Origin of the sequence: Arthrobacter sp., from assembly GCF_030540645.1 — a bacterium.
Taxonomy (GTDB): Bacteria; Actinomycetota; Actinomycetes; order Actinomycetales; family Micrococcaceae; genus Specibacter.
This window is the reverse complement of record NZ_JAUNVV010000027.1, coordinates 1-19,783: the sequence shown is the minus strand read 5'-3', so window position 1 is coordinate 19,783 and position 19,783 is coordinate 1. Positions and strand designations below refer to the sequence as shown.

Annotated in this window: 16 protein-coding genes; 10 read left to right on the top strand and 6 right to left on the bottom strand. The window is 62.2% G+C overall.

All coding sequences use genetic code 11. From position 1 onward, the window contains the following. Window position 1: 1 nt before the first annotated feature. Entirely contained in the window at window positions 2-1,129 is a 1,128-nt protein-coding gene (locus Q4P21_RS07215; protein ID WP_303388117.1) for a sorbosone dehydrogenase family protein, read from the bottom strand. A 151-nt stretch (window positions 1,130-1,280) separates the two neighbouring features. After that, window positions 1,281-1,916, bottom strand: a complete 636-nt coding sequence (locus tag Q4P21_RS07210; protein ID WP_207344347.1) for a uracil-DNA glycosylase — start codon at window positions 1,914-1,916, stop codon at window positions 1,281-1,283. A gap of 233 nt (window positions 1,917-2,149) precedes the next feature. On the opposite strand from Q4P21_RS07210, the gene Q4P21_RS07205 reads away from it, so the two are divergent. Continuing rightward, window positions 2,150-3,868, top strand: coding sequence for a long-chain-fatty-acid--CoA ligase (locus Q4P21_RS07205; RefSeq protein WP_303388116.1), 1,719 nt, complete (start codon window positions 2,150-2,152; stop codon window positions 3,866-3,868). Window positions 3,869-3,941: 73 nt separating this feature from the next. Beyond that, complete coding sequence (locus Q4P21_RS07200; protein WP_303388115.1) at window positions 3,942-5,177, top strand: pyridoxal phosphate-dependent aminotransferase; 1,236 nt, start codon at window positions 3,942-3,944, stop codon at window positions 5,175-5,177. A gap of 58 nt (window positions 5,178-5,235) precedes the next feature. Here the strand turns inward: Q4P21_RS07200 and Q4P21_RS07195 are convergent, their stop codons facing one another. After that, entirely contained in the window at window positions 5,236-6,312 is a 1,077-nt protein-coding gene (locus tag Q4P21_RS07195; RefSeq protein ID WP_303388114.1) for a pirin family protein, read from the bottom strand. A 332-nt stretch (window positions 6,313-6,644) separates the two neighbouring features. Between Q4P21_RS07195 and Q4P21_RS07190 the strand changes: the two genes are divergently transcribed. Beyond that, on the top strand, window positions 6,645-8,027 hold the full coding sequence (locus Q4P21_RS07190; protein WP_303388113.1) for an inorganic phosphate transporter: 1,383 nt from the start codon (window positions 6,645-6,647) through the stop codon (window positions 8,025-8,027). Further along, window positions 8,024-8,278: a hypothetical protein gene (locus Q4P21_RS07185; protein ID WP_303388112.1), complete on the top strand. Its 255-nt coding sequence runs from the start codon at window positions 8,024-8,026 to the stop codon at window positions 8,276-8,278. Before Q4P21_RS07190 ends, Q4P21_RS07185 begins: the two co-directional genes overlap by 4 nt. A gap of 140 nt (window positions 8,279-8,418) precedes the next feature. Here Q4P21_RS07185 and Q4P21_RS07180 read toward each other — a convergent pair whose 3' ends face one another. Further along, on the bottom strand, window positions 8,419-8,877 hold the full coding sequence (locus Q4P21_RS07180) for a hotdog fold thioesterase (protein ID WP_303388111.1): 459 nt from the start codon (window positions 8,875-8,877) through the stop codon (window positions 8,419-8,421). Between Q4P21_RS07180 and polA the strand changes: the two genes are divergently transcribed. The 3 genes from polA to Q4P21_RS07165 all read left to right on the top strand — a co-directional run bounded on the left by polA (window position 8,876) and on the right by Q4P21_RS07165 (window position 14,270). Continuing rightward, a complete protein-coding gene (gene polA / locus Q4P21_RS07175; protein ID WP_303388110.1) occupies window positions 8,876-11,653 on the top strand; it encodes a DNA polymerase I in 2,778 nt (925 codons plus the stop codon). The two genes, Q4P21_RS07180 and polA, sit on opposite strands and share 2 nt — an antisense overlap. A gap of 64 nt (window positions 11,654-11,717) precedes the next feature. Further along, a complete protein-coding gene (locus Q4P21_RS07170; RefSeq protein ID WP_303388109.1) occupies window positions 11,718-13,064 on the top strand; it encodes a GNAT family N-acetyltransferase in 1,347 nt (448 codons plus the stop codon). A 213-nt stretch (window positions 13,065-13,277) separates the two neighbouring features. Further along, window positions 13,278-14,270: a hypothetical protein gene (locus tag Q4P21_RS07165; protein ID WP_303388108.1), complete on the top strand. Its 993-nt coding sequence runs from the start codon at window positions 13,278-13,280 to the stop codon at window positions 14,268-14,270. Between the two features lie 77 nt (window positions 14,271-14,347). On the opposite strand, the gene Q4P21_RS07160 is transcribed toward Q4P21_RS07165, so the two are convergent. Next, window positions 14,348-15,097: an ABC transporter permease gene (locus tag Q4P21_RS07160; protein WP_303388107.1), complete on the bottom strand. Its 750-nt coding sequence runs from the start codon at window positions 15,095-15,097 to the stop codon at window positions 14,348-14,350. A 246-nt stretch (window positions 15,098-15,343) separates the two neighbouring features. Here Q4P21_RS07160 and rpsA point away from each other — a divergent pair, with 246 nt between their 5' ends. Next, entirely contained in the window at window positions 15,344-16,825 is a 1,482-nt protein-coding gene (rpsA, locus tag Q4P21_RS07155) for a 30S ribosomal protein S1 (RefSeq protein ID WP_303388106.1), read from the top strand. Between the two features lie 418 nt (window positions 16,826-17,243). Continuing rightward, a complete protein-coding gene (locus tag Q4P21_RS07150) occupies window positions 17,244-17,699 on the top strand; it encodes a DUF805 domain-containing protein (protein ID WP_303388105.1) in 456 nt (151 codons plus the stop codon). Here Q4P21_RS07150 and Q4P21_RS07145 read toward each other — a convergent pair. Further along, window positions 17,696-18,427, bottom strand: a complete 732-nt coding sequence (locus tag Q4P21_RS07145; protein WP_303388104.1) for a YigZ family protein — start codon at window positions 18,425-18,427, stop codon at window positions 17,696-17,698. The two genes, Q4P21_RS07150 and Q4P21_RS07145, sit on opposite strands and share 4 nt — an antisense overlap. A gap of 108 nt (window positions 18,428-18,535) precedes the next feature. On the opposite strand from Q4P21_RS07145, the gene coaE reads away from it, so the two are divergent. Next, window positions 18,536-19,732: a dephospho-CoA kinase gene (gene coaE, locus Q4P21_RS07140; RefSeq protein WP_303388103.1), complete on the top strand. Its 1,197-nt coding sequence runs from the start codon at window positions 18,536-18,538 to the stop codon at window positions 19,730-19,732. The last annotated feature ends 51 nt before the right edge of the window (window positions 19,733-19,783 follow it).

The following is a 19,783-nucleotide window of genomic DNA, read 5'->3' as shown; positions in this document are numbered from 1 at the left end:
GTTACCGGGTGACGTCGATAATCTTGTCGTCGCCCGGGTTGGGAGTGCCGCGGCCGTCTGTATTGTTCGTCAGGACATACAGGCGGCCATCGTGCGTTAAGGCGACGTCGCGGAGGCGACCCAACTCTCCGACAAGGACAGAGCGGGTAGTAGGAGTATTGGCCAGCTCAACGATCCAGAGGCGTTCCCCACGCAGGGCCGCCATATACAACGTTGTCCCGTCGATTGCTATGCCGCTGGGGCTGGCCTCGGCCGTGGTCCAGGTCAGCACCGGATCGCGGAAACGTGAATCATTGCCGGTACCTTCAACGACAGGCCAGCCGTAGTTCCCTCCGGGGACGATCTCATTGAGTTCGTCCCACGTGTTCTGGCCAAACTCCGACGCCCACATGCGGCCCTGTTCATCCCAGGCAATGCCTTGCGGGTTGCGGTGTCCCAGCGACCATACGGGGCTACCGGGAAAGGGGTTGTCCGTCGGGATTTTGCCGTCAGGTTTCAGCCGCAGGATCTTGCCCGAGAGTGAGTTCGGGTCCTGTGCAGTGGTGCGGTTTCCGGCGTCGCCTGCGGTGGCGTAGAGCATGCCGTCGGGCCCAAACGCGATGCGCCCGCCATTGTGGTTGCCAGCCTTGGGAATGCCGTCGAAAATGACCGTGGCCGGGCCAAGCGACCGCGTACCGGGCATGCCCAGCAGAGGCAGGTGCACTATCCGGTTATCTGAGGCTGTGGTCAGGTATGCATAGACGGTGATGCAGCCAGTACCGGTGTCGGGTGCAGGATTGTCCTTGCAGCCGCCCAGGTGCACGGCCAGGCCAAGCAGTCCGCCTTCGCCCTGATGGCGCACCCCGGGCACTGCGCCCACAAGGTGTTTCGCCCCCGACGGCGAGACTTCCAGAATCTGCCCCGAGTCCCGTTCGCTGACCAGCATGCTGCCGTCCGCCAGCAGTGCTACGGACCAGGGGGCTGCAAAGCCGGTTGCAACGTCATTCGTGACACTGGGGGACAGTATGGGTGCTTCCGGGGTTGGCCCTTGGCATGCCGTCAAGAACAAGGCGGCGGCAGCGCAGGCAGCGACGGACATGTCCCGGCTGCTGCGCCGCCGACGCGGCTTCAAGATTTCCGTCCCAACCATGGCATCAGCGTAGCCGGACGAAACAGCGGATGGCACGGATCCGTCGTCGCCCTTAAACAGCCATGACGCACTTGATAGACCGAAAATGCCGAAAAGAGGCGACATCGATCCATCAAATCCCTCAGGAATTATGGCGGTGCTTGAAAAGGTTTTAGCGGCCCTTGAGCGTGATGCCGTTGCGGGTCATGGACTCGGCGTACGCCTTGGTCGATTCAAGCAGCCACTGTTGCTGGCGTTCTGCTGAGCCGGCAAAGCTGCGCCCGGACAGGGAACGGACCTTGTAGATGCCGAAGCCACGCTTGTACAGCATGGGACCTTGAGCCTTGAGCAGCTGGTCCGCCAGGCGGTGCGCTTCCGTGCCATGGGCAACCAGGGCGGAAGCGCGGGGAACGAGGGTCAGGAACTTCACCAGGGGACGCAAGCCCGCCTCGATCTGGGGTGCGCTGAGGCGGCCGTTGGGCTCGCCGGGCGTGAACCAGGGGTGCACATTCCATGGCATGACATAGCTGGGGCGCAGCCCGATCTGCCAGTGGATGCCAAGCAAACGCGTAGCTGCCTGCTCGTCGCCGGCGGTGATGAAACCGGAGGGATCCATTTCCCCAACGTTGGAGAACAAGCTGATGATCTTGCACTCATCCACGTCGTGAACCGGATCCACATAGGCCACCTGCTGTTGGGGCTTGGCTTCCGCCAAGGTATCGCACAGCTCGGTGATGGGGGCAATGTTCTCGTCGTATCGACGATTCCACAGCTGTTCACGCAGTGATTCAGTGGCCACGGATGTCATTGAGGCGCAGATCTCCTTAGAGGGATGAGAGTGGTTGCGGTGCGTTTCCACTCTGGTGGAATGCCCGACTCTTCAGCTTAGCAACGTCCAGCCGTTCCTGCTTCTGCTGTGCCTGTGCTATGGAGGCCCGGAAAGTCGTGTTTGTGAGAAATCAGACAACTTCCAGGAGAAAGCGAAAGCACCGGAAAGCAGGTTGCCTCGACACTACGAGACGGGGACGGCAAAATGGGGGGATGGCCACTTCAGCTCAGCTCCCGCCCGTATCCCAGCCTTGGGTGAAGAACTACCAGCCAGGCGTTGGAGCCGAGATAAAACTGCCCAGTGAATCCCTCGTGGAAATGTTTGAACGCTCGGTTGCGGAAGCTGACGGACATCCCGCGCTGGAGTTCTTCGCCAGGCGCACCAGCTACCGGGAATTGGGCGAGCAAGTGGCACAAGCGGCTGAAGGTTTGCGCCGGTTGGGCGTCAAGGCGGGGGACAGGGTGGCCGTCATCCTGCCCAACTGCCCCCAACATGTGGTGGCGTTCTACGCGGTGCTGCGCCTAGGCGCCGTCGTTGTTGAACACAACCCGCTCTACACGACGGGCGAACTCCTCCACCAGTTCCAGGACCACGGTGCACGGGTGGCCATTGCGTGGGATAAATCAGTGGCGTCACTGCAGCAATTTCCCGCCGATGAGCGCGTGGAACACATTGTGGCCGTGAATCTTCTTGACGCGTTCCCCACGATCAAGCGGCTGGCCCTCGGACTGCCGCTGCGCAAACTACGTGAGACCCGGTCAGCGCTGACGGGGCCGGCGCTGGGGGCCATGCCGTGGAAGCAATTACTGGCCAGCGGCCCACTCAACGACTCACACCCGCGCCCAGGCGTGCACGACCTCGCCGTCATTGGCTACACCTCGGGCACCACAGGCCACCCCAAAGGCGCCATGCTGAGTCACTTCAACCTGTATTCCAATGCACTCCAAGGGGAAGCATGGATGCATGGGGCGCAGCAGCGCAAGGAGATCCTATACGCCATCCTGCCCATGTTCCACGCCTTTGGCATGACGCTCTACCTCACGTTTGGCATCCGCAAACAGGGCCTTTTGGTGCTGTTCCCCAAATTCGATACGGACTTGGTGCTGGCCGCCATGAAGAAGTCCCCTGCCACCGTGTACTGCGCCGTGCCGCCCATCTACGAACGCACAGCCGTGGCAGCGAAGGAAAAGGGAGTCTCGCTGCGCTCCTGCAAATACTGCATCTCCGGAGCCATGAACCTCCCGGACCATGTGGTGGAGCTGTGGGAATCAGTCTCCGGCGGCTTGTTGGTGGAGGGATACGGCATGACCGAATCCTCACCCGTGGCGCTGGGCAACCCGTTCCACCCAAGCCGCCGCAACGGAACCATCGGCGTGCCGTTTCCGTCCACACTGATGAAAGTTGTCGGCATGGACGGCGAGGGGAAGGACAGCGTAGAAGCGGAAGTGGCCCCGGGGGAACGTGGCGAGCTGCTGCTCAAGGGCCCACAGGTTTTCCAAGGCTATTGGAACAACCCGGAGGAAACCGCCAAGACTCTCACCGAGGACGGCTGGCTGCGCACGGGGGACATCGTCACAGTCGATCCGGACGGGTTCACCACCATTGTGGACAGGGTCAAGGAACTGATCATCACCGGCGGCTTCAACGTTTCCCCCTCGGAGGTGGAGGCCATCCTGCGAACGTACGACGGCGTTGCCGACGTCGCGGTCTTTGGCAAGCCTTCCGAACGGGGCGGGGAAATGGTGGTTGCCGCCGTCGTGCTTGAAGCCGGTGCCGGCTTGGACGAAGCAGCGTTGCGGGCTTGGTGCAAGGAACAGATGACCGCCTACAAGGTGCCGGTCAGGATCGTCCAAGTTCAGGACATGCCGCGCTCCATGCTGGGAAAGATATTGCGCAAGCAAGTCAAGGAGCAGGTGCTTCCAACGCTTTAGCCGGCTGGCTTGTTTGCGCCGCAATATGGACGGTTCAGGCATAAGCGCGGGCACCTATGCGAAACTGGAATGTATGCGCCCTATGCAACACTCCAGCAAGCTAGCCAATGTACGATACGAACTTCGCGGCCCCATCTTGCATGCGGCCCAGAAGATGGAAGCTGAAGGCCACCGGATATTGCGGATGAACTTGGGCGACACGGCACCGTTTGGCTTGGAGGCGCCGGAGTCCATCGTGGTGGACATGATCCACCACCTACGGGGGGCGCAAGGCTACAGCGACTCCAAGGGCATCTTCTCCGCCAGGACGGCCATTTCGCAGTATTACCAGACGAAGGGCCTGCGGAAGATCGGCGTGGATGACATCTTTGTGGGCAACGGTGTCAGTGAGCTGATCTCCATGACCCTGCAGGCATTTCTGGAAAACGGCGACGAAGTCCTGATCCCGGCACCCGACTATCCGCTGTGGACGGCAACGGTGACCCTGACCGGGGGAGTGCCCGTCCACTACCTGTGCGATGAAGACAACCAGTGGTGGCCGGACATGGCAGACGTGGAAGCAAAAATTACGTCCAGGACGCGGGCCATCGTCATCATCAACCCCAACAACCCCACCGGCGCCGTCTACCCCCGCGCCATTCTGGAGAGGTTCGTGGAGTTGGCCCAGAAGCATGACCTGGTGATCTTTGCCGATGAGATCTACGAAAAGATCATCTATGACGGCCGCCCCCACATCCACATGGCCTCCTTGGCCGAGGACGTCTGCACGCTCACCTTCAGTGGCTTGTCCAAGGCCTACCGCATGCCGGGCTACCGCGCAGGATGGGTTGCACTGTCCGGTCCGCGCGCCGCGATGGCAGGGTTCAAGGAGGCGTTGGAGCTGATCGCCTCACTGCGCCTATGTTCAAATGTGCCCGCCCAGCACGCCATTCAAACCTCCCTGGGCGGGTACCAAAGCATCAACGACCTGACCCGGCCAGGCGGCCGACTGCGGGAGCAACGCGACAGGGCCTCGGATCTGCTCAATGCGCTCCCCGGGGTGTCATGCGTGCCAGCAGCAGGAGCCATGTACTTGTTCGTGAAGTTGGATCCGGACTTTTACCCCATCGAATCCGACGAGAAGTTCGTCATCGACTTGCTCCAGGACCAAAAGATCCTTGTTTCACACGGCACGGCGTTCCACTGGCCCACGCCCGACCACTTCAGATTCGTGATCCTTCCCTCGATTGACGACATTGAGGAGGCAGTGCGCCGCATCTCCTCCTTCCTGGCCGTCTACCGCAGCAAGGCCGCCCTCGTCAGCCGGTAGCCACTGAGCCTTGAGGAACTGAGCCGTGAGGTGCTGCGGTCAGGGTTGGTAGTGTCCGTCAGTTTGGGTTGCTGCGCGGACGCAGCTGAACCGTGGGCAGTGCCGGAGCAGGCAGTGGAGCGTCGCCGCGGCCGGCCGCAGGGGCCGGAAGCGTGAACGATGTAACGTTGGCGGGCAGGCCAGAGCCAGCAGGGAAGCTGCCATCGCCGGAGCTGTTCGGCCCGGAAGCCGTTCCATCCGTAGGATCGGCCCCCTGTGCACGGTCGACGGCGTGCTGCCAGTCGGCCCGGAAGGCCACTATCTCTGCATGACTGCGACCTATAAAGTTCCACCACATGACTATGGACTCATTCAACGGTTCCCCTCCGATGAGCAGCAGGCGGACAGGGCCCGTGCCGGCACGCAGTTCCACGGTGGCGCTGCCCGTGGCGATAAAGGCGAGCCCGCCAGCCTCCACCACGGTGCCCGCCACTGCAGGGGAGCCGTAGTCCACAAGGAAACCATGCTCAAATCCCGGGGCGACGTCCATGACAAGGCAGGCACCGGCGTCGAGCATGATTTCCGCACCGACCAGCGGGGAGAATGTGTTCACGGGGGAGTGCTGGCCTGCGGCTTCGCCTAGGAAGACGCTGACCGTGGCGCCCGGAAGGCGCACCGGTACCGGGCTGTAGCGCTCAAAACCAGGCTCGGTGAAGCGTGAATGGGCAGGAAGGGCGGTCCACAGCTGGACGCCATGGAGGACGGTGGTGTCCTGTGTGGAGTATTCAGAGTGGCTGATGCCACGCCCGGCCGTCATGAGGTTCAGCTGGCCGGGGCGCACCACCGCCTGATGCCCGGCGCTGTCGGAGTGTTCAATCTCACCACTGAACAGCCAGCTGATGGTCTGCAGCCCCGTGTGGGGGTGCGGAGGCACGGCCATGCCGCCGGAGCTGCCGATGCTGTCGGGGCCGTAATGATCCACGAAGCACCAGGCCCCGATGAGTGAGCGGCTGCGCTGAGGCAGGGTGCGCCGCACCGTCATGGCCCGCGGCCCGCCCAGCGGAACCAGCCTGGGAAAGAGGACTTCGACGCCGGCCGCCACCGACGGTGTGCCATGGCAGAGAAGCTCCTGCGGATCGCTTTCAACGTTGCTCATGAAATGAGTTCCTTTTCACACCGCACGCCCTCCCCTCAAGGGGAGTGGATGCGCACAAGTCCCGGAAACAGCCTTTTGGCCATGCTAGCCCGTCAACTGCGGACTTGTGCAGGCGCAGGGCGTCCCGTCGTGGGCCTGCTTCGGGTTGGCTTCTCCCCGCCGCGAGCTAACAAAGGCGTGGAATTGGTCGTAGGATCGGGGAGGTTGGGTTTTGCCACCGTTCCATGATCTTCAGTGCACAGGCGCTTTGAATGCCCGGTGCACCGTTGACGTGCGTATCCGACTAGACTTCTTCGAAGTTTCGCTTTTGCCCCCTCTAGATTGGATCGCGGGTGGATCTCACCTTCATGGTCGTGCTGGTTATAGCGCTGGCCCTTTTCTTTGACTTTACGAATGGCTTTCACGACACAGCCAATGCCATGGCAACGCCGATTGCCACAGGTGCCATCAAACCCAAAACAGCTGTTGCCCTGGCGGCGATCTTGAACTTGGTGGGAGCTTTCCTGTCCACTGAAGTAGCCAAGACCATCTCCGGCGGCATTATCAATGAGAGCGGGCCCAACGGTGTGGCCATCACACCGGAAATGATTTTCGCCGGTTTGATGGGCGCGGTGCTGTGGAACTTGTTCACGTGGCTGCTTGGCCTGCCCTCCAGCTCTTCCCACGCCCTGTTCGGCGGTTTGATCGGCGCAGCCATTGTGGGCACCTGGTCCTTCGGTGCCGTGAACTTCATGGTGGTCATTTCCAAGGTGTTGCTGCCGGCTCTCCTTGCCCCCGCAATTGCTGGCCTTGTCGCTTACGTGTGCACGAAGCTGGCCTACAGCATCACCCGCCGTTCGGACCCGGACTCGGGAGACAAACTCACGCAGAAGCGTGGCGGTTTCCGTCGTGGCCAGGTGTTTAGCTCCTCACTGGTTGCACTGGCACACGGCACCAACGATGCGCAGAAGACGATGGGTGTCATCACCCTTGTCCTTGTCGCTTCGGGACTCCAGCAAGCAGGCACCGGGCCGCACATTTGGGTTATCACGGCCTGTGCACTGGCCATCGCCGGCGGAACCTACGCCGGTGGCTGGCGCATCATCCGTACGCTCGGTTCGGGTTTGACGGACGTCAAGCCCGCCCAGGGCTTTGCCGCGGAAAGCAGCACGGCTGCAGCCATTCTGGCCTCCAGTCACCTCGGCTTTGCACTCTCCACCACCCACGTCGCCTCAGGCTCTGTTATCGGTTCTGGCCTTGGTCGCAAGGGTTCCACCGTTCGCTGGGGCCAGATCGGCAAGATCAGCCTGGCCTGGCTGTTCACGCTCCCTTCAGCCGCCCTGGTCGGTGGCCTTGCCGCCCTGCTGATCCGCACCGGATTGGTCGGCATCATCATTGTTGCCGGACTCGGCTTGAGCGCCATCCTCGTCATGTTCGTCATCTCCCAGCGTGAAGTTGTTGACCACAGCAACGCCATCAGCGATGTTGACGCCGTGGGTGAGGCCATGCACATTCCCAGCAAGAAGGAACGTGACAAGCTCGCGGCCAAGGCTCGTGCAGCGGAAAAGATCGCTGAGAAGGCAGCCAAGCGTGCGGCCGAAACAGCCGCCGCCCGTGCCGTGGCGCAAACGGCGCTTGACCGGGCCGACACCGCCGTCCTCAAGGCAATGACGAAGGCAGCCGCTCAAGCGCAGGCGCCCAAGTCCAACGCCGGTTCCAAGAAGGGGAAGAAATGATTGACTGGTTTGGATTTGTCATTGTTGCGATCACCACGCTGGTGGGCGCCGGCTTTGTCGTGACCATGTACTCGCTGGGCGTTCGCCTCACAGCCGTCAGCGCCGACGACGAAGCCCACGTCAACCATGTTGCCCAGTGGGGAGCGTATGTGTGCTTCGGGTTCTGCGTGCTGGCCGTGGCCATCGCCATCATTTTGATAGTTCCGGCCTTCAGTGCAGCCGCGGCGCATCTGATCGGCAGCATTTTCTAGCAGCTCATCCGTCGGGTTTAGCGTTAACGTACGACGCCGGGCACTTGCCTACCGCTGCAGCGGTAGGCAAGTGCCCGGCGTCGTTAATAAACGAAACGGGCGATTGTGCGCGAAAGAAGCTTGCGTCGGGCGAGAGTGGGTCAGCGGGACAGGATCATGTTGGTGATGCGGCACGTGGACAGGGCCCGGCCCGCAGAGTCCGTCATGACCACCTGGTGTGTGGCCAGCGTCCGGCCCAGGTGGATGGGGGTGGCGGTGCCCGTGACTAGGCCCGCCGAAATACCCCGGTGATGTGTGGCGTTGATCTCAATCCCCACGACTCGGCTGTCCAAACCGGCGTGGAAAGCGGCGGCAAACGAGCCCAAAGTTTCAGCCAGCACCACATGTGCGCCGCCGTGCAGCAGGCCCGTCACCTGCGTGTTTCCTTCAACCGGCATGGTGGCCACCATGGAATCCACGGACATGTGGGTGAAGACGATGCCCATCTTTGCCACCAGGGCGCCCACCCCGTGCGGGCCCAGCAGTCCGTGGTGTTCGGCAGGGATGCCTGCGGCCAGGAGTTCGTCGGAAAGGGGATGCGGTGTGAAATTGTCGCTCATGATGACTAGGCTGGCACCTGTGAGCGAATCTGCCAAGACGGCCCCCCAGAACACTGTTGCAACCACACCCGGCAACGGGGTCCCTGATGGCCAAACCCCGCGCCTGCTGGTCCTTGACGGGCACTCCATGGCGTTCCGCGCCTTTTATGCCATGCCGGCGGATAAGTTCGTCACTGACTCCGGCCAGTACACGAACGCGGTCCACGGTTTTACGGCCATGCTGCTGACCATGATCAGGCAGCAGAAGCCCACCCACGTCGTAGTGGCCTTCGACCTTGACACGCCGACGTTCCGCTCGCTCGAATACACCGAGTACAAGGGCGGGCGCAACAAGACGCCCGAGGAGTTCTACGGCCAGATCGACCTGATCATCAAGGTCATGGCGGCCATGCGCATTCCCACCATCTCGGTGGACGGCTTTGAAGCGGACGACATCATCGCCACCCTCTCCACGCAAGGCGAGGCGGCAGGCTGGGACGTGCTGGTGGTCTCCGGCGACCGTGACGCCTTCCAGCTGATCACCGACAAGGTTTCGGTGCTGTACCCGAAGAAGGGCATCTCCGACATTCCGCCGATGGATGCAGCGGCCGTGGAAGCAAAATACTTCGTGCCGCCGAATCGGTACTCAGACTTGGCGGCACTGGTGGGGGAGACGGCAGACAACCTTCCGGGCGTGCCCGGCGTCGGGCCCAAGACTGCGGCCAAATGGATCAACCAGTATGGCGGGCTTGAAGGCATCCTGGAAAACTTGGATGCCATCGGCGGGAAAGTGGGCGAATCGTTGCGGGCGCACGTCGACGACGTCAAGCGCAACCGCCACCTGAACCACCTACTGCGCGACATGGACCTGCCAGTGGCCCTGGAGGACATGGAACTGCAGGCCCCGGACCGTGAAGCTGTGGAGGAACTGTTCGACTCGCTGCAGTTCAATACCCTGCGCAAGCGGCTCTTCGACCTGTTCGGTGCCGAGGAAGAGCCCGACGCCGGTGAAACCCACCAGGTGCCCGCCCACCGCGTAGTGGTTGAAGCATCCGAACTGCAGCACTGGCTGGCCGCGGATGGTGTTGACGGCGTGACAGCGGACAGCGCGGTAGCCGTTGATGTGATCAGTGAACCCGTGGGCTTGGCCCGTGAAGCAACGGCCGTGGCGCTGGTCCGCAACGATTCCGCCGTCGTGGTTGACTTGCGCACCGCCGACGCCGAACTGGAATCCACCCTCGCAGCCTGGCTGATGTCCGAGGCGCCCAAGGTCGTGCACGAGTACAAGGAGGCTTTGAAGGCCCTCTCAATGCGCGGGTTGTGGCTGGCAGGGGTGCAGGATGACACCTCACTGTCCGGCTACCTCATCCAGCCCGACCGCCGCAGTTACGAACTGAACGAGCTGAGCCAGGTCCACCTGAAGATCAGCTTCGACAATGGTGCTGCGGAGCCGTCGGGGCAGCTGGAGCTGGGCTTGGAAGAGGACACGTCCTTGGCCGAGGCCGTGCAACGCGGCTATGTCGCACTGCTGCTGAGCGAACACTTTGGCCCGCTGCTGGAAGAACGTGGCGCTGCCGTGCTGCTGCGTGACATGGAACTGCCGTTGGCCGCCGTGCTGGCGCAGATGGAGCTGACCGGCATTGCCGTTTCGCAGGACCGCCTGGCCACCCTGCTGGCCGATTTCACCGCCGCCATGAACGCCGCGCAGCAGGCTGCTTTCGCCGCAATTGGGCACGAGGTGAACCTTGGATCGCCCAAGCAGCTGCAGGAAGTCTTGTTTGAGGAGCTGGGGCTGCCCAAGACGAAGAAGATCAAAACCGGCTACACCACCGATGCAGCGTCCCTGAAGACGTTGTTGGAAAAGACCGGGCATGAGTTCCTGGCCCAGCTCATGGCCCACCGCGAAGCGTCCAAACTCAAGCAAATGGTGGAGACCCTGAAGAAGTCCTTGGCCGATGACGGCCGAATCCACACCACGTATGCGCAAAACGTGGCAGCAACCGGGCGTTTGTCCTCAAACAACCCGAACCTGCAAAACATCCCGGTTCGTTCAGAAGAGGGACGTCGCGTCCGGGACATCTTCGTTGTCAGCGAGGGCTACGAATGCCTGCTGGCCGCTGACTACTCGCAGATTGAAATGCGCATCATGGCACACCTTTCCGGTGATGCCGGGCTCATCCAGGCGTATGCCGAGGGCGAGGACCTGCACAGATACGTCGGCTCGCACGTGTTTGGCGTTGCGCCGGAAGAAGTCACCTCGGCCATGCGCTCAAAGGTGAAGGCCATGTCCTACGGTCTGGCCTACGGGCTGACCAGCTTTGGTCTGTCCAAGCAACTGGAAATCTCCGTCGATGAGGCAAGGACGCTGGTCAAGGACTACTTTGACCGCTTTGGCGGGGTCCGCGACTACCTGCGCGGCGTCGTCGAACAAGCCCGCATCGACGGTTTCACGTCCACGATTGAAGGACGGCGCCGCTACCTGCCCGACCTTTCAAGCGCCGACCGGCAGCTGCGCGAACTGGCCGAGAGGGTGGCCCTGAACTCTCCCATCCAGGGATCGGCCGCGGACATCATCAAGCACGCCATGCTGGGTGTGGCCGCGGAACTGAAGGACAAGGACTTCAAGTCACGGATGCTGCTACAGGTCCATGACGAATTGATCCTCGAAGTGTGGCCGGGCGAACTCGAAGCCGTCAAGGCCTTGGTGGTGGAACAGATGGGCGCTGCAGCGGATCTGTTGGTTCCGCTCGATGTGCAGCTGGGCTTGGGCGCCAGCTGGAACGAGGCGGGCCACTGACCCACTGAGGTATCGCACCCACGCCGCAGCACCGACACGCAGCACAGACAATGAAAGGCATCCCATGCCGCAAAGCTACGAACCGGCCATCAACCGCCAGTCCCGCTCCTTTCCCTACGAACTGCGTTCCTTCCCTTCACGGTTGGTTGGAGGGAAGGTACCTGCGGAACTTGCGAAGTGGATGCAGGCCGTCACCTTGGGGTTCCACGGCGATACGCTCGGCGACGCGGAGATCGAACTGTACGCCACGTCCGCGGAGGTTGACGGGCAGGTGTCCACAGGTGCGTACCTCATTGACGCCAACGCCCCGGCGGGAGCCTGGGGACCGGACTATCCGGTAGCAACCTACGCCTACCACCGCAAGAGCCTGAACGTCGGGGCGGGGACGCTGCTGCCGGTTCACCAGATCACCGGCGTGACAGTTCGGCCCAGCCACCGCCGTCGCGGCCTGCTGCGGGCCATGATGGGCTCCGACCTGGCCCAGGCCAAAGCAGCCGGCATCCCCATCGCCGCGCTCACGGCGTCGGAAGCTACCATCTACGGCCGCTTCGGATTTGGCGTCGCCACGGACAACAGCACCATTGAAGTCACCGTCAAGGGCGGGCTCGATTTCATTGTGCCGGCTTCCGTGCACCGGGGTGTTGTGGAAATTGCAGATGTCAGCACGGTGCGGGACCTGCACAATGAGATCTTTGCCCGCGTCCACGCCACCACCTACGGCTCCATTGGACGTCAGGACATGTACAGGCTTTCGGCCTCCGGACAGGCCAACTACGGACTGACCAAGCCCATGAAGAACATCCGTGCGGCGCTGCACTACGATGACGCGGGTACCGTCAACGGCTATGTGACGTACCGTCCGCGGCGTGACAAGAAGCGCCCCAGCGTGGACATTGTTGACTTCCTGGCCGTCGACGATGCTGCGTACCTGGCGCTGTGGAACTACCTTGGCTCGCTGGACTTGATCGACGTCATCACCTGGGACTCCGCTCCTGTGGTGGACCCGCTCGAGTGGGCCATGGCAGCCAAGCGGCTCTATAAGCGCACCCTGACCGAGGACCACCTGTGGCTGCGCATCCTGGACACGCCAGGAGCCTTGGCTGCCCGTGAGTACCCAGTGGACGGCACCCTGACCATTCACGTGGGTGATCCCCTCGGCCACGCCTCGGGCATCTTCCGGATCACAGTGGTTCACGGCAAGGCCACTGTCACGCGCTGCCCGGAAGACGGATCCGTTGAATCCGAGCTCAGCATGGGTGTCAGCGAACTCTCGAGCCTGTACCTGGGCGGGGTCAGTGCACACACTCTCCAAAAGGCAGGTCGGATCCGCGAGGAAAGCCCCCGCGCCGTGGCACGGTTCGACGCCATGTTTGCCGCAGCCGAGGCGCCACACTGCATGACGGACTTCTAAAAGTCGGTTCAGCGCATAAACGCACCTTCGCGGCTCATCCGGTGACCGCCACCCCCGCATAAGCAGCAAAGGTGCGTTTATGATCCACGGTCTTCCCTTTCTGGCCTCAAGCTCGACGGCGGCTGTTCCTCCACAGCGGTGCGGCTTCACCGTGTTGTCCACATGACCCCATAAGACCGCCTCGAACACCTGCGCCCGGGGTCACGATGGGACATGGACAAGAGTAAACTTCAGGCAACACTTTCAAGCCATTGGCCTGCCACCGCCGTCAGCGGCGTCGCCACAAGTGCCATGCTGGCGGCCCACGGACTCGGTGGGAGACTGGTAGGGAGCGCAGTGGAACTGGGGCTGTTGCAACGGCTGCAGCGCGGTGCTTACATCAGGACTGTCGAGTGGAACGCCGCTGCACCATGGCACAGGGAACACCTCCGGTTGATGGCCCATGTTCTTGCGTCGAACTGCCAGGGCGTCTATTCGCACTCCAGTGCCGCACGGCTCCACGGGCTCAGCACGTGGGGATGCGGGGCAGCTGTGCATATGAGCTTTGCGTACTCCCCGGCCAGTTCCGGCCGTGGCCCCAACGTCGTTCCACACAGGCAGGTGTTCTCGCCACAGGAGATGGCTCTGGTGCGGATCGGCCCGCTGCGCATTCCCGTCACCTCCGTGGAACGGACCATTTTGGATTGTTCCAGGCAATTCCCTCTGGAACAGGCGGTTGTCATCGGAGACCATGGCCTGCGCAGTGGCGTATCGCTGCCAGCACTCCAGCAGCAATTGGCGGCCAGCCCCATCAAACGCGGTGCTGCTCGGGCCCACCGGGCACTGGACTTTCTTGACGTGAATAGTGAATCTGCGGGGGAGTCTCGAACCAGGGTGTTCCTGGCAGGGACGGTCCTGCCCCTCCCGGAACTGCAAGTGCCGGTTTCAACACGCCAGGGCGAGTACCGCGTTGACTTCGCGTGGCGCCGCTACAAGCTGATCCTCGAATTTGACGGCTGGGGCAAGTACTTCAACTATCGGCCCACTCCGGAGGCGCTGGCCAATGAACGGCAACGTGAGAAGGACATCATGGAGCTGGGGTGGCAGTTCATTCGGATTGGCTGGGCTGATTTCAGGGATCCGGTGGCCCTTGAAGCCCGCATCCGTGCCGCGTTGGTGCGTGCCGGAGCAGTATTGCCGGTGTCGAGGACGCGGATATTTCCATGAACGCACCTTGTCTGCATGTCAGTGGTGTGGAAACGGCGCATAAGCGGGAAAGGTGCGTCCTTGTGGAAAGGATGCGTTCAGGCTGAACGTGTCCAGGCGCCGCGGCAGCACAGCCACAATGTAGCGGTCGCAGCGCTGGAGTTGACCAGCAACAGCGATATGAGCACGAGGAGTTGAATGAGCCCGGCGTCCAATGGTGTGGCTCCTCCGAGAATCATGCCGACAAATGCGCCGGGCAACGTGACGAGCCCTGCCGTCCGGGTTTGATCGATGGATGGAAGGACAGCCTCGCCCGCCACGGGTTGGCCCACCAGCATGCGCGCGGCCGGCCACTCCATACCGAGTGCCACGGCCGCTTCCACCTCACCTTTGCGCAATTCCAGTTCGTCACGCACCCGTCGGCCGCTGAGTGTGACGGTGGACATGGCGCCGCCGATCTGCTGGCCCAGGATCGCGATAATGGCCAGTGCCTGAAACGGCAGCACGCCGACGGCAAACAGGAGCACTGCCGGCGGAGCGACCCCGGCCGCCAGGGGGATGGCAGCCAGCCACCAGCGCCCACGCGGTGCAACACGGTGTCCGCAGGTCCAGGCGGCAACGAGAAACATCACGGCCACAAAGGTAAATGCCCACGCCCCACTGTTGGACAGCAGTGCAATGACAACGGCGACGGCGGAAAGCTGTACAAAGGCACGCAGTCCCGCCACCAGCATCTGCCACGGGGAACGGTCCAGGGCCGTGCGCCACATGACGGCCGCCAGAACCAGGAAAACCGCAAGCAAAACCCATGCTGGAGTGCCCAGAACCAGAAGGGTTGTATTATTCACAATCGCAATTATCGCCGTCGGACGCGGTTTTGCGCTGGATGTCTCAAACAACTAGACTAAATGGGCATGTCATGGGTCGTTTCGACTGGCACAACCAGTCACGGGCCGCTCAGGACATACGAGTACGATCCGCAGGAACCCCTGCAACCATAATAATTCCGGACCCGGTTACGGCAAAGGCGCGGCCTTTTGCGTCCATTGCCCGGGTTTGGCGAAACCAACTATCCACATCGGAGCCCCTACTACATGACCATCACGACCCCCGAGAAGACGAGTACCACGCCTGTTGTTGCCATCAACGACATCGGTACTGCTGAAGAATTCCTCGCCGCAGTAGATGCAACCATCAAGTACTTCAACGACGGCGATCTCGTCGAAGGTATTGTTGTCAAGGTTGACCGCGACGAAGTTCTGCTCGACATCGGTTACAAGACCGAAGGTGTCATCCCCTCCCGCGAGCTGTCCATCAAGCACGACGTTGATCCCGGTGACGTAGTCGCCGTTGGCGATCAGGTCGAAGCTTTGGTCCTCACGAAGGAAGACAAAGAAGGCCGCCTCATCCTCTCCAAGAAGCGCGCGCAGTACGAGCGTGCCTGGGGCGACATCGAGAAGGTCAAGGAAGAAGACGGCGTCGTTACCGGTACCGTCATCGAAGTGGTCAAGGGTGGTCTTATCCTCGACATCGGCCTGCGCGGCTTCCTGCCCGCATCGCTCGTCGAGATGCGCCGTGTGCGCGACTTGGCTCCCTACATCGGTCAGCAGATCGAAGCCAAAATCATCGAGCTGGACAAGAACCGCAACAACGTTGTGCTGTCCCGCCGTGCCTGGCTCGAGCAAACCCAGTCCGAGGTTCGCTCCACGTTCCTCAACAAGCTGGAAAAGGGCCAGGTTCGTCCCGGCGTTGTTTCCTCCATCGTCAACTTCGGTGCATTCGTGGACCTTGGCGGCGTAGACGGCCTCGTGCACGTTTCCGAGCTGTCCTGGAAGCACATCGACCACCCGTCCGAGGTTGTCGAAGTTGGCCAGGAAGTCACCGTCGAGGTTCTCGAAGTGGATCTGGACCGCGAGCGTGTATCGCTCTCGCTCAAGGCTACGCAGGAAGATCCGTGGCAGACCTTCGCCCGCACACACGCGCTGGGCCAGGTTGTCCCCGGTAAGGTCACCAAGCTGGTTCCCTTCGGTGCGTTCGTTCGCGTTGAAGACGGCATTGAAGGCCTCGTCCACATCTCCGAGCTGGCTGTCCGCCACGTTGAGCTGGCCGAACAGGTTGTCTCCGTTGGTGACGAACTGTTCGTCAAGGTCATCGACATCGACCTGGAACGCCGCCGCATCTCGCTGTCCCTCAAGCAGGCCAACGAAGGTGTCGACGTCGACTCCACCGAGTTCGATCCCGCACTGTACGGCATGGTTGCCGAGTACGACGAAGAGGGCAACTACAAGTACCCCGAGGGCTTCGATTCCGAGTCCAACGAGTGGCTTGAAGGCTACGAGAGCCAGCGCGCCGTTTGGGAGCAGCAGTACGCTGATGCCCAGACCCGCTGGGAATCACACAAGAAGCAGGTTGCCGAGCACGCCGCAGAAGATGCAGCTGCCGACAACGCCGGTGAAGGTGGCGAGTCCGCAGGGGCCAGCTACTCCTCCGAGCCTGCTGCAACCGAGTCAGGTGCCGGCACGTTGGCATCCGACGAGGCACTTGCTGCCTTGCGCGAAAAGTTGACCGGAAACTAATTTCGGCTAATCACCTTCCTGCATGAAATTGTAGGGAGTTGAACAGAGTGTGGGTCCCTTGCCAATGGCAGGGGACCCACACTTGTTAATCCATACTTTTTAGCCCTTTTAGTCCATGCCCGAGCGACTTTGTCAGAGGCTTTGACTATGCTCAAAACTAGACACTCTACACAGGGGGAAGCGGCGTATGTCAGCTCAGAACGCGGCCGGATCAAAGAGCGGGCCCGTCCCGTACACGCCGCCGGAGGATTTCATTCCCGCAGGCTACTTCAGTCCTCCAACCCCACCACCCTCAGTAGATGAGCCACGTCCTTATCGGCCGCAGGCCCAGTCCGCCCCGCCCGCGCAACTAGACCGGGGCGTCCAATCACCACCTCGAGCCGATCAGGCTGTGCCGCCGTTCAATCCTGCACCCCGGATGGACCAACCAGCAGGACTGCTGACGTCCACCCGTCGTTTCTTCAAGCACTACGCCACATTCAGCGGGCGTTCCAGCCGCAGCGACTTTTGGTGGGTGCAACTATTTATGGTGCTGGTTTCCACAGCGGCCATCATCTTCGTGTCGGTCACCTCGGATCTAGGCGCCCTGGCCATTCTGAGCGGTCTCGTGGGACTGGGCTATTTCCTGTTTCTCGCGGGCACCCTGCTGCCATCCTTGGCGCTGGTGGTTCGCAGGCTTCATGACGCCAACCTCAGTGCCGGTCTTCTGGCACTCGCTCTTATTCCCTATGTTGGCGCGTTGATCATCTTCATTTTGCTGTTGCTGCCGAGCAGCCCGCGGGGTGTTCGTTTCGACAGGCAGCAGCAGTTGACCCACAACACCTACCAGCCCAGCACCGCGTACCGGCAAGGACTGCAGCAGCGCCGCCGTTAACGCCCACGTGAGAGCGGACGGTCTACCCAATCTGTGCCTACTTCCAAGAGCTGGCACCGCCCGGCTGTGTAAGATGCCAGCCGCTCCCGAGCCGTGGCGATCACTGTGGGATCATCGGCCATGGCCAGTCCAACGTGAGTGTGAACGGGGTCGTAGTCGTTGCCTGTCATGGCGTAGCCGGCGCTGCGTAGCTCATTCTCAAGCCGGCCCGCCTCCGCATGTGGCATCTGCACCTGAAAGAGTCGCAGCCGTTCCCGGTGCACCAATGGCGCGAGAGCCACTGCAGTGCTGACCGATTCGGAATATGCCCGCACCAATCCGCCGGCCCCCAGCAGTATCCCGCCAAAATAGCGGACGACGACGGCGCACACGTCACTGAGGTCGGCGATGGCTGTGCTGCCCGCATCGGTGAGAGACGCAGCACGTGTTTCGCGTTTCACGAGCGCGTCCAGCATGGGGATTCCAGCCGTTCCGGAGGGTTCGCCGTCGTCGTTGGAGCGTTGCAGTGAACGGTTTGCGCCAATCACGAACGCTGAACAGTGGTGCCTGGCATCGTGAAATTCGCGCCGCAGTTCAGCCACAAGCTCCCGCGCCTGCGCTTCGTTTTCAACTCGGCGCAGCACAGTGATGAAGCGGGACCGCTTGATGGCAAGTTCATGACGAAAATCCGCTCCGGGCGCCAGCGTCGTGTAGCTGTTCGGGCCCGGCGTTGTCATGGAGGAAGTCATCCTTTGATCCTAGCGAAGGCTGGCCGTCCCACCGCTGTCCCACTGACCCTACCGGTCCATCGTCCGGCGGGAACGTGTCGGCTGGGAGATGCTGGCTAGTATGGGTGGATGCTTTCACTTGGACTCTCCGGCGGTATTGCTGCTGGGAAATCGCTCCTTTCATCCCGCTTCCGCGAGTTGGGGGCCACCGTCATCGACGCCGACCAGTTGGCCCGGGACGTGGTGGCGCCGGGCACTGCCGGGCTGGCCGCCGTCGTGCATCATTTTGGGGATGGCGTGCTGCTTGCCGACGGCACCCTCAACCGGGCGGCCCTTGGTGCCCTCGTGTTCGCGGACAAGGACGAGCTGGCGGTGTTGAACGGTATTGTGCATCCGCTGGTTCGCGAGTCTGCCGAGGCGATCAAGCGCGACGCCGGGCCCGGCACCGTGGTGGTCCAGGACATTCCGCTCTTGGTGGAGACGGGCCAAGGGGCCAATTTCCATCTGGTGGTTGTGGTGTCCGCCCCCGCGGATGTGCGTCTTGAACGCATGGTAAGTGAGCGTGGCATGTCCGCCGAAGATGCCCTGGCCCGCATGGCGGCGCAGGCGGATGATGTGCAGCGAGACGCCGCTGCAGACATTGTGCTCAGCAACACCGGAGATCCGGAAACGGTGATCGCCCGGCTTGACGCCCTGTGGCATGAGCGGCTGCTGCCCTTTGCCGCCAACCTGGCCGCGGGCGTCCCAGCGCGGCGTGACGGTCCGGTTGTCATAGTTGAGCCAGATCCCAGCTGGCCGGCCCAGGCAGCACGCCTCACGGCCAGACTGGCCAGGGCGGCAGGGGAGCTGGCAGTTGGCATCGACCACATCGGTTCAACGGCAGTGCCCGGCTTGGCTGCCAAGGATGTTCTTGACCTGCAACTTCGGGTCCGTGACTTCGCGGATGCGGAGGCCCTGGCCGGTGCGATCGCCAGCGCCGGGTTCCCGGCTCAGGCCGGGCAATGGTGGGATACCGGCCACGACTTTGCCGGTGGCAGTGCAGGGGAACGGTGGGAGAAGAGGTTCCACACTGCTGCGGATCCAGGCCGCCCCGTGAACCTGCACGTTCGCGTGGACGGTTCCCCGGGGGCGGTGTTTGCCGTGGCGTTCAGGAACTGGCTGCGTGCAGAAGCCGGGCCACGGATGCACTACGAGGCATTCAAGCGGGAGCTGGCGGCTCTACACTCGGCCGATAATTCCAGCAGCGGGTACGCGGAAGCCAAGGAACCGTGGTTTGCTACAGTGAGCCCGGGCCTCGCGGAGTGGGCGGACCGGACCGGCAGCTGACGGGGGCGTGAAAGAGGCTCCTTCCCTGTGTGGGAAGGAGCCTCTTTGCTG

What these genes read in the sequence shown, in the direction of transcription:
- coaE (WP_303388103.1), top strand. Translation starts at nt 18,536, where the DNA reads ATGCTTTCACTTGGACTCTCCGGCGGTATTGCTGCTGGGAAATCGCTC.
- Q4P21_RS07195 (WP_303388114.1), bottom strand. Translation starts at nt 6,312, where the DNA reads ATGAGCAACGTTGAAAGCGATCCGCAGGAGCTTCTCTGCCATGGCACA.
- Q4P21_RS07170 (WP_303388109.1), top strand. Translation starts at nt 11,718, where the DNA reads ATGCCGCAAAGCTACGAACCGGCCATCAACCGCCAGTCCCGCTCCTTT.
- polA (WP_303388110.1), top strand. Translation starts at nt 8,876, where the DNA reads ATGATGACTAGGCTGGCACCTGTGAGCGAATCTGCCAAGACGGCCCCC.
- Q4P21_RS07150 (WP_303388105.1), top strand. Translation starts at nt 17,244, where the DNA reads ATGGACCAACCAGCAGGACTGCTGACGTCCACCCGTCGTTTCTTCAAG.
- Q4P21_RS07145 (WP_303388104.1), bottom strand. Translation starts at nt 18,427, where the DNA reads ATGACTTCCTCCATGACAACGCCGGGCCCGAACAGCTACACGACGCTG.
- Q4P21_RS07165 (WP_303388108.1), top strand. Translation starts at nt 13,278, where the DNA reads ATGGACAAGAGTAAACTTCAGGCAACACTTTCAAGCCATTGGCCTGCC.
- Q4P21_RS07210 (WP_207344347.1), bottom strand. Translation starts at nt 1,916, where the DNA reads ATGACATCCGTGGCCACTGAATCACTGCGTGAACAGCTGTGGAATCGT.
- Q4P21_RS07180 (WP_303388111.1), bottom strand. Translation starts at nt 8,877, where the DNA reads ATGAGCGACAATTTCACACCGCATCCCCTTTCCGACGAACTCCTGGCC.
- Q4P21_RS07185 (WP_303388112.1), top strand. Translation starts at nt 8,024, where the DNA reads ATGATTGACTGGTTTGGATTTGTCATTGTTGCGATCACCACGCTGGTG.
- Q4P21_RS07205 (WP_303388116.1), top strand. Translation starts at nt 2,150, where the DNA reads ATGGCCACTTCAGCTCAGCTCCCGCCCGTATCCCAGCCTTGGGTGAAG.
- rpsA (WP_303388106.1), top strand. Translation starts at nt 15,344, where the DNA reads ATGACCATCACGACCCCCGAGAAGACGAGTACCACGCCTGTTGTTGCC.
- Q4P21_RS07215 (WP_303388117.1), bottom strand. Translation starts at nt 1,129, where the DNA reads ATGGTTGGGACGGAAATCTTGAAGCCGCGTCGGCGGCGCAGCAGCCGG.
- Q4P21_RS07200 (WP_303388115.1), top strand. Translation starts at nt 3,942, where the DNA reads ATGCGCCCTATGCAACACTCCAGCAAGCTAGCCAATGTACGATACGAA.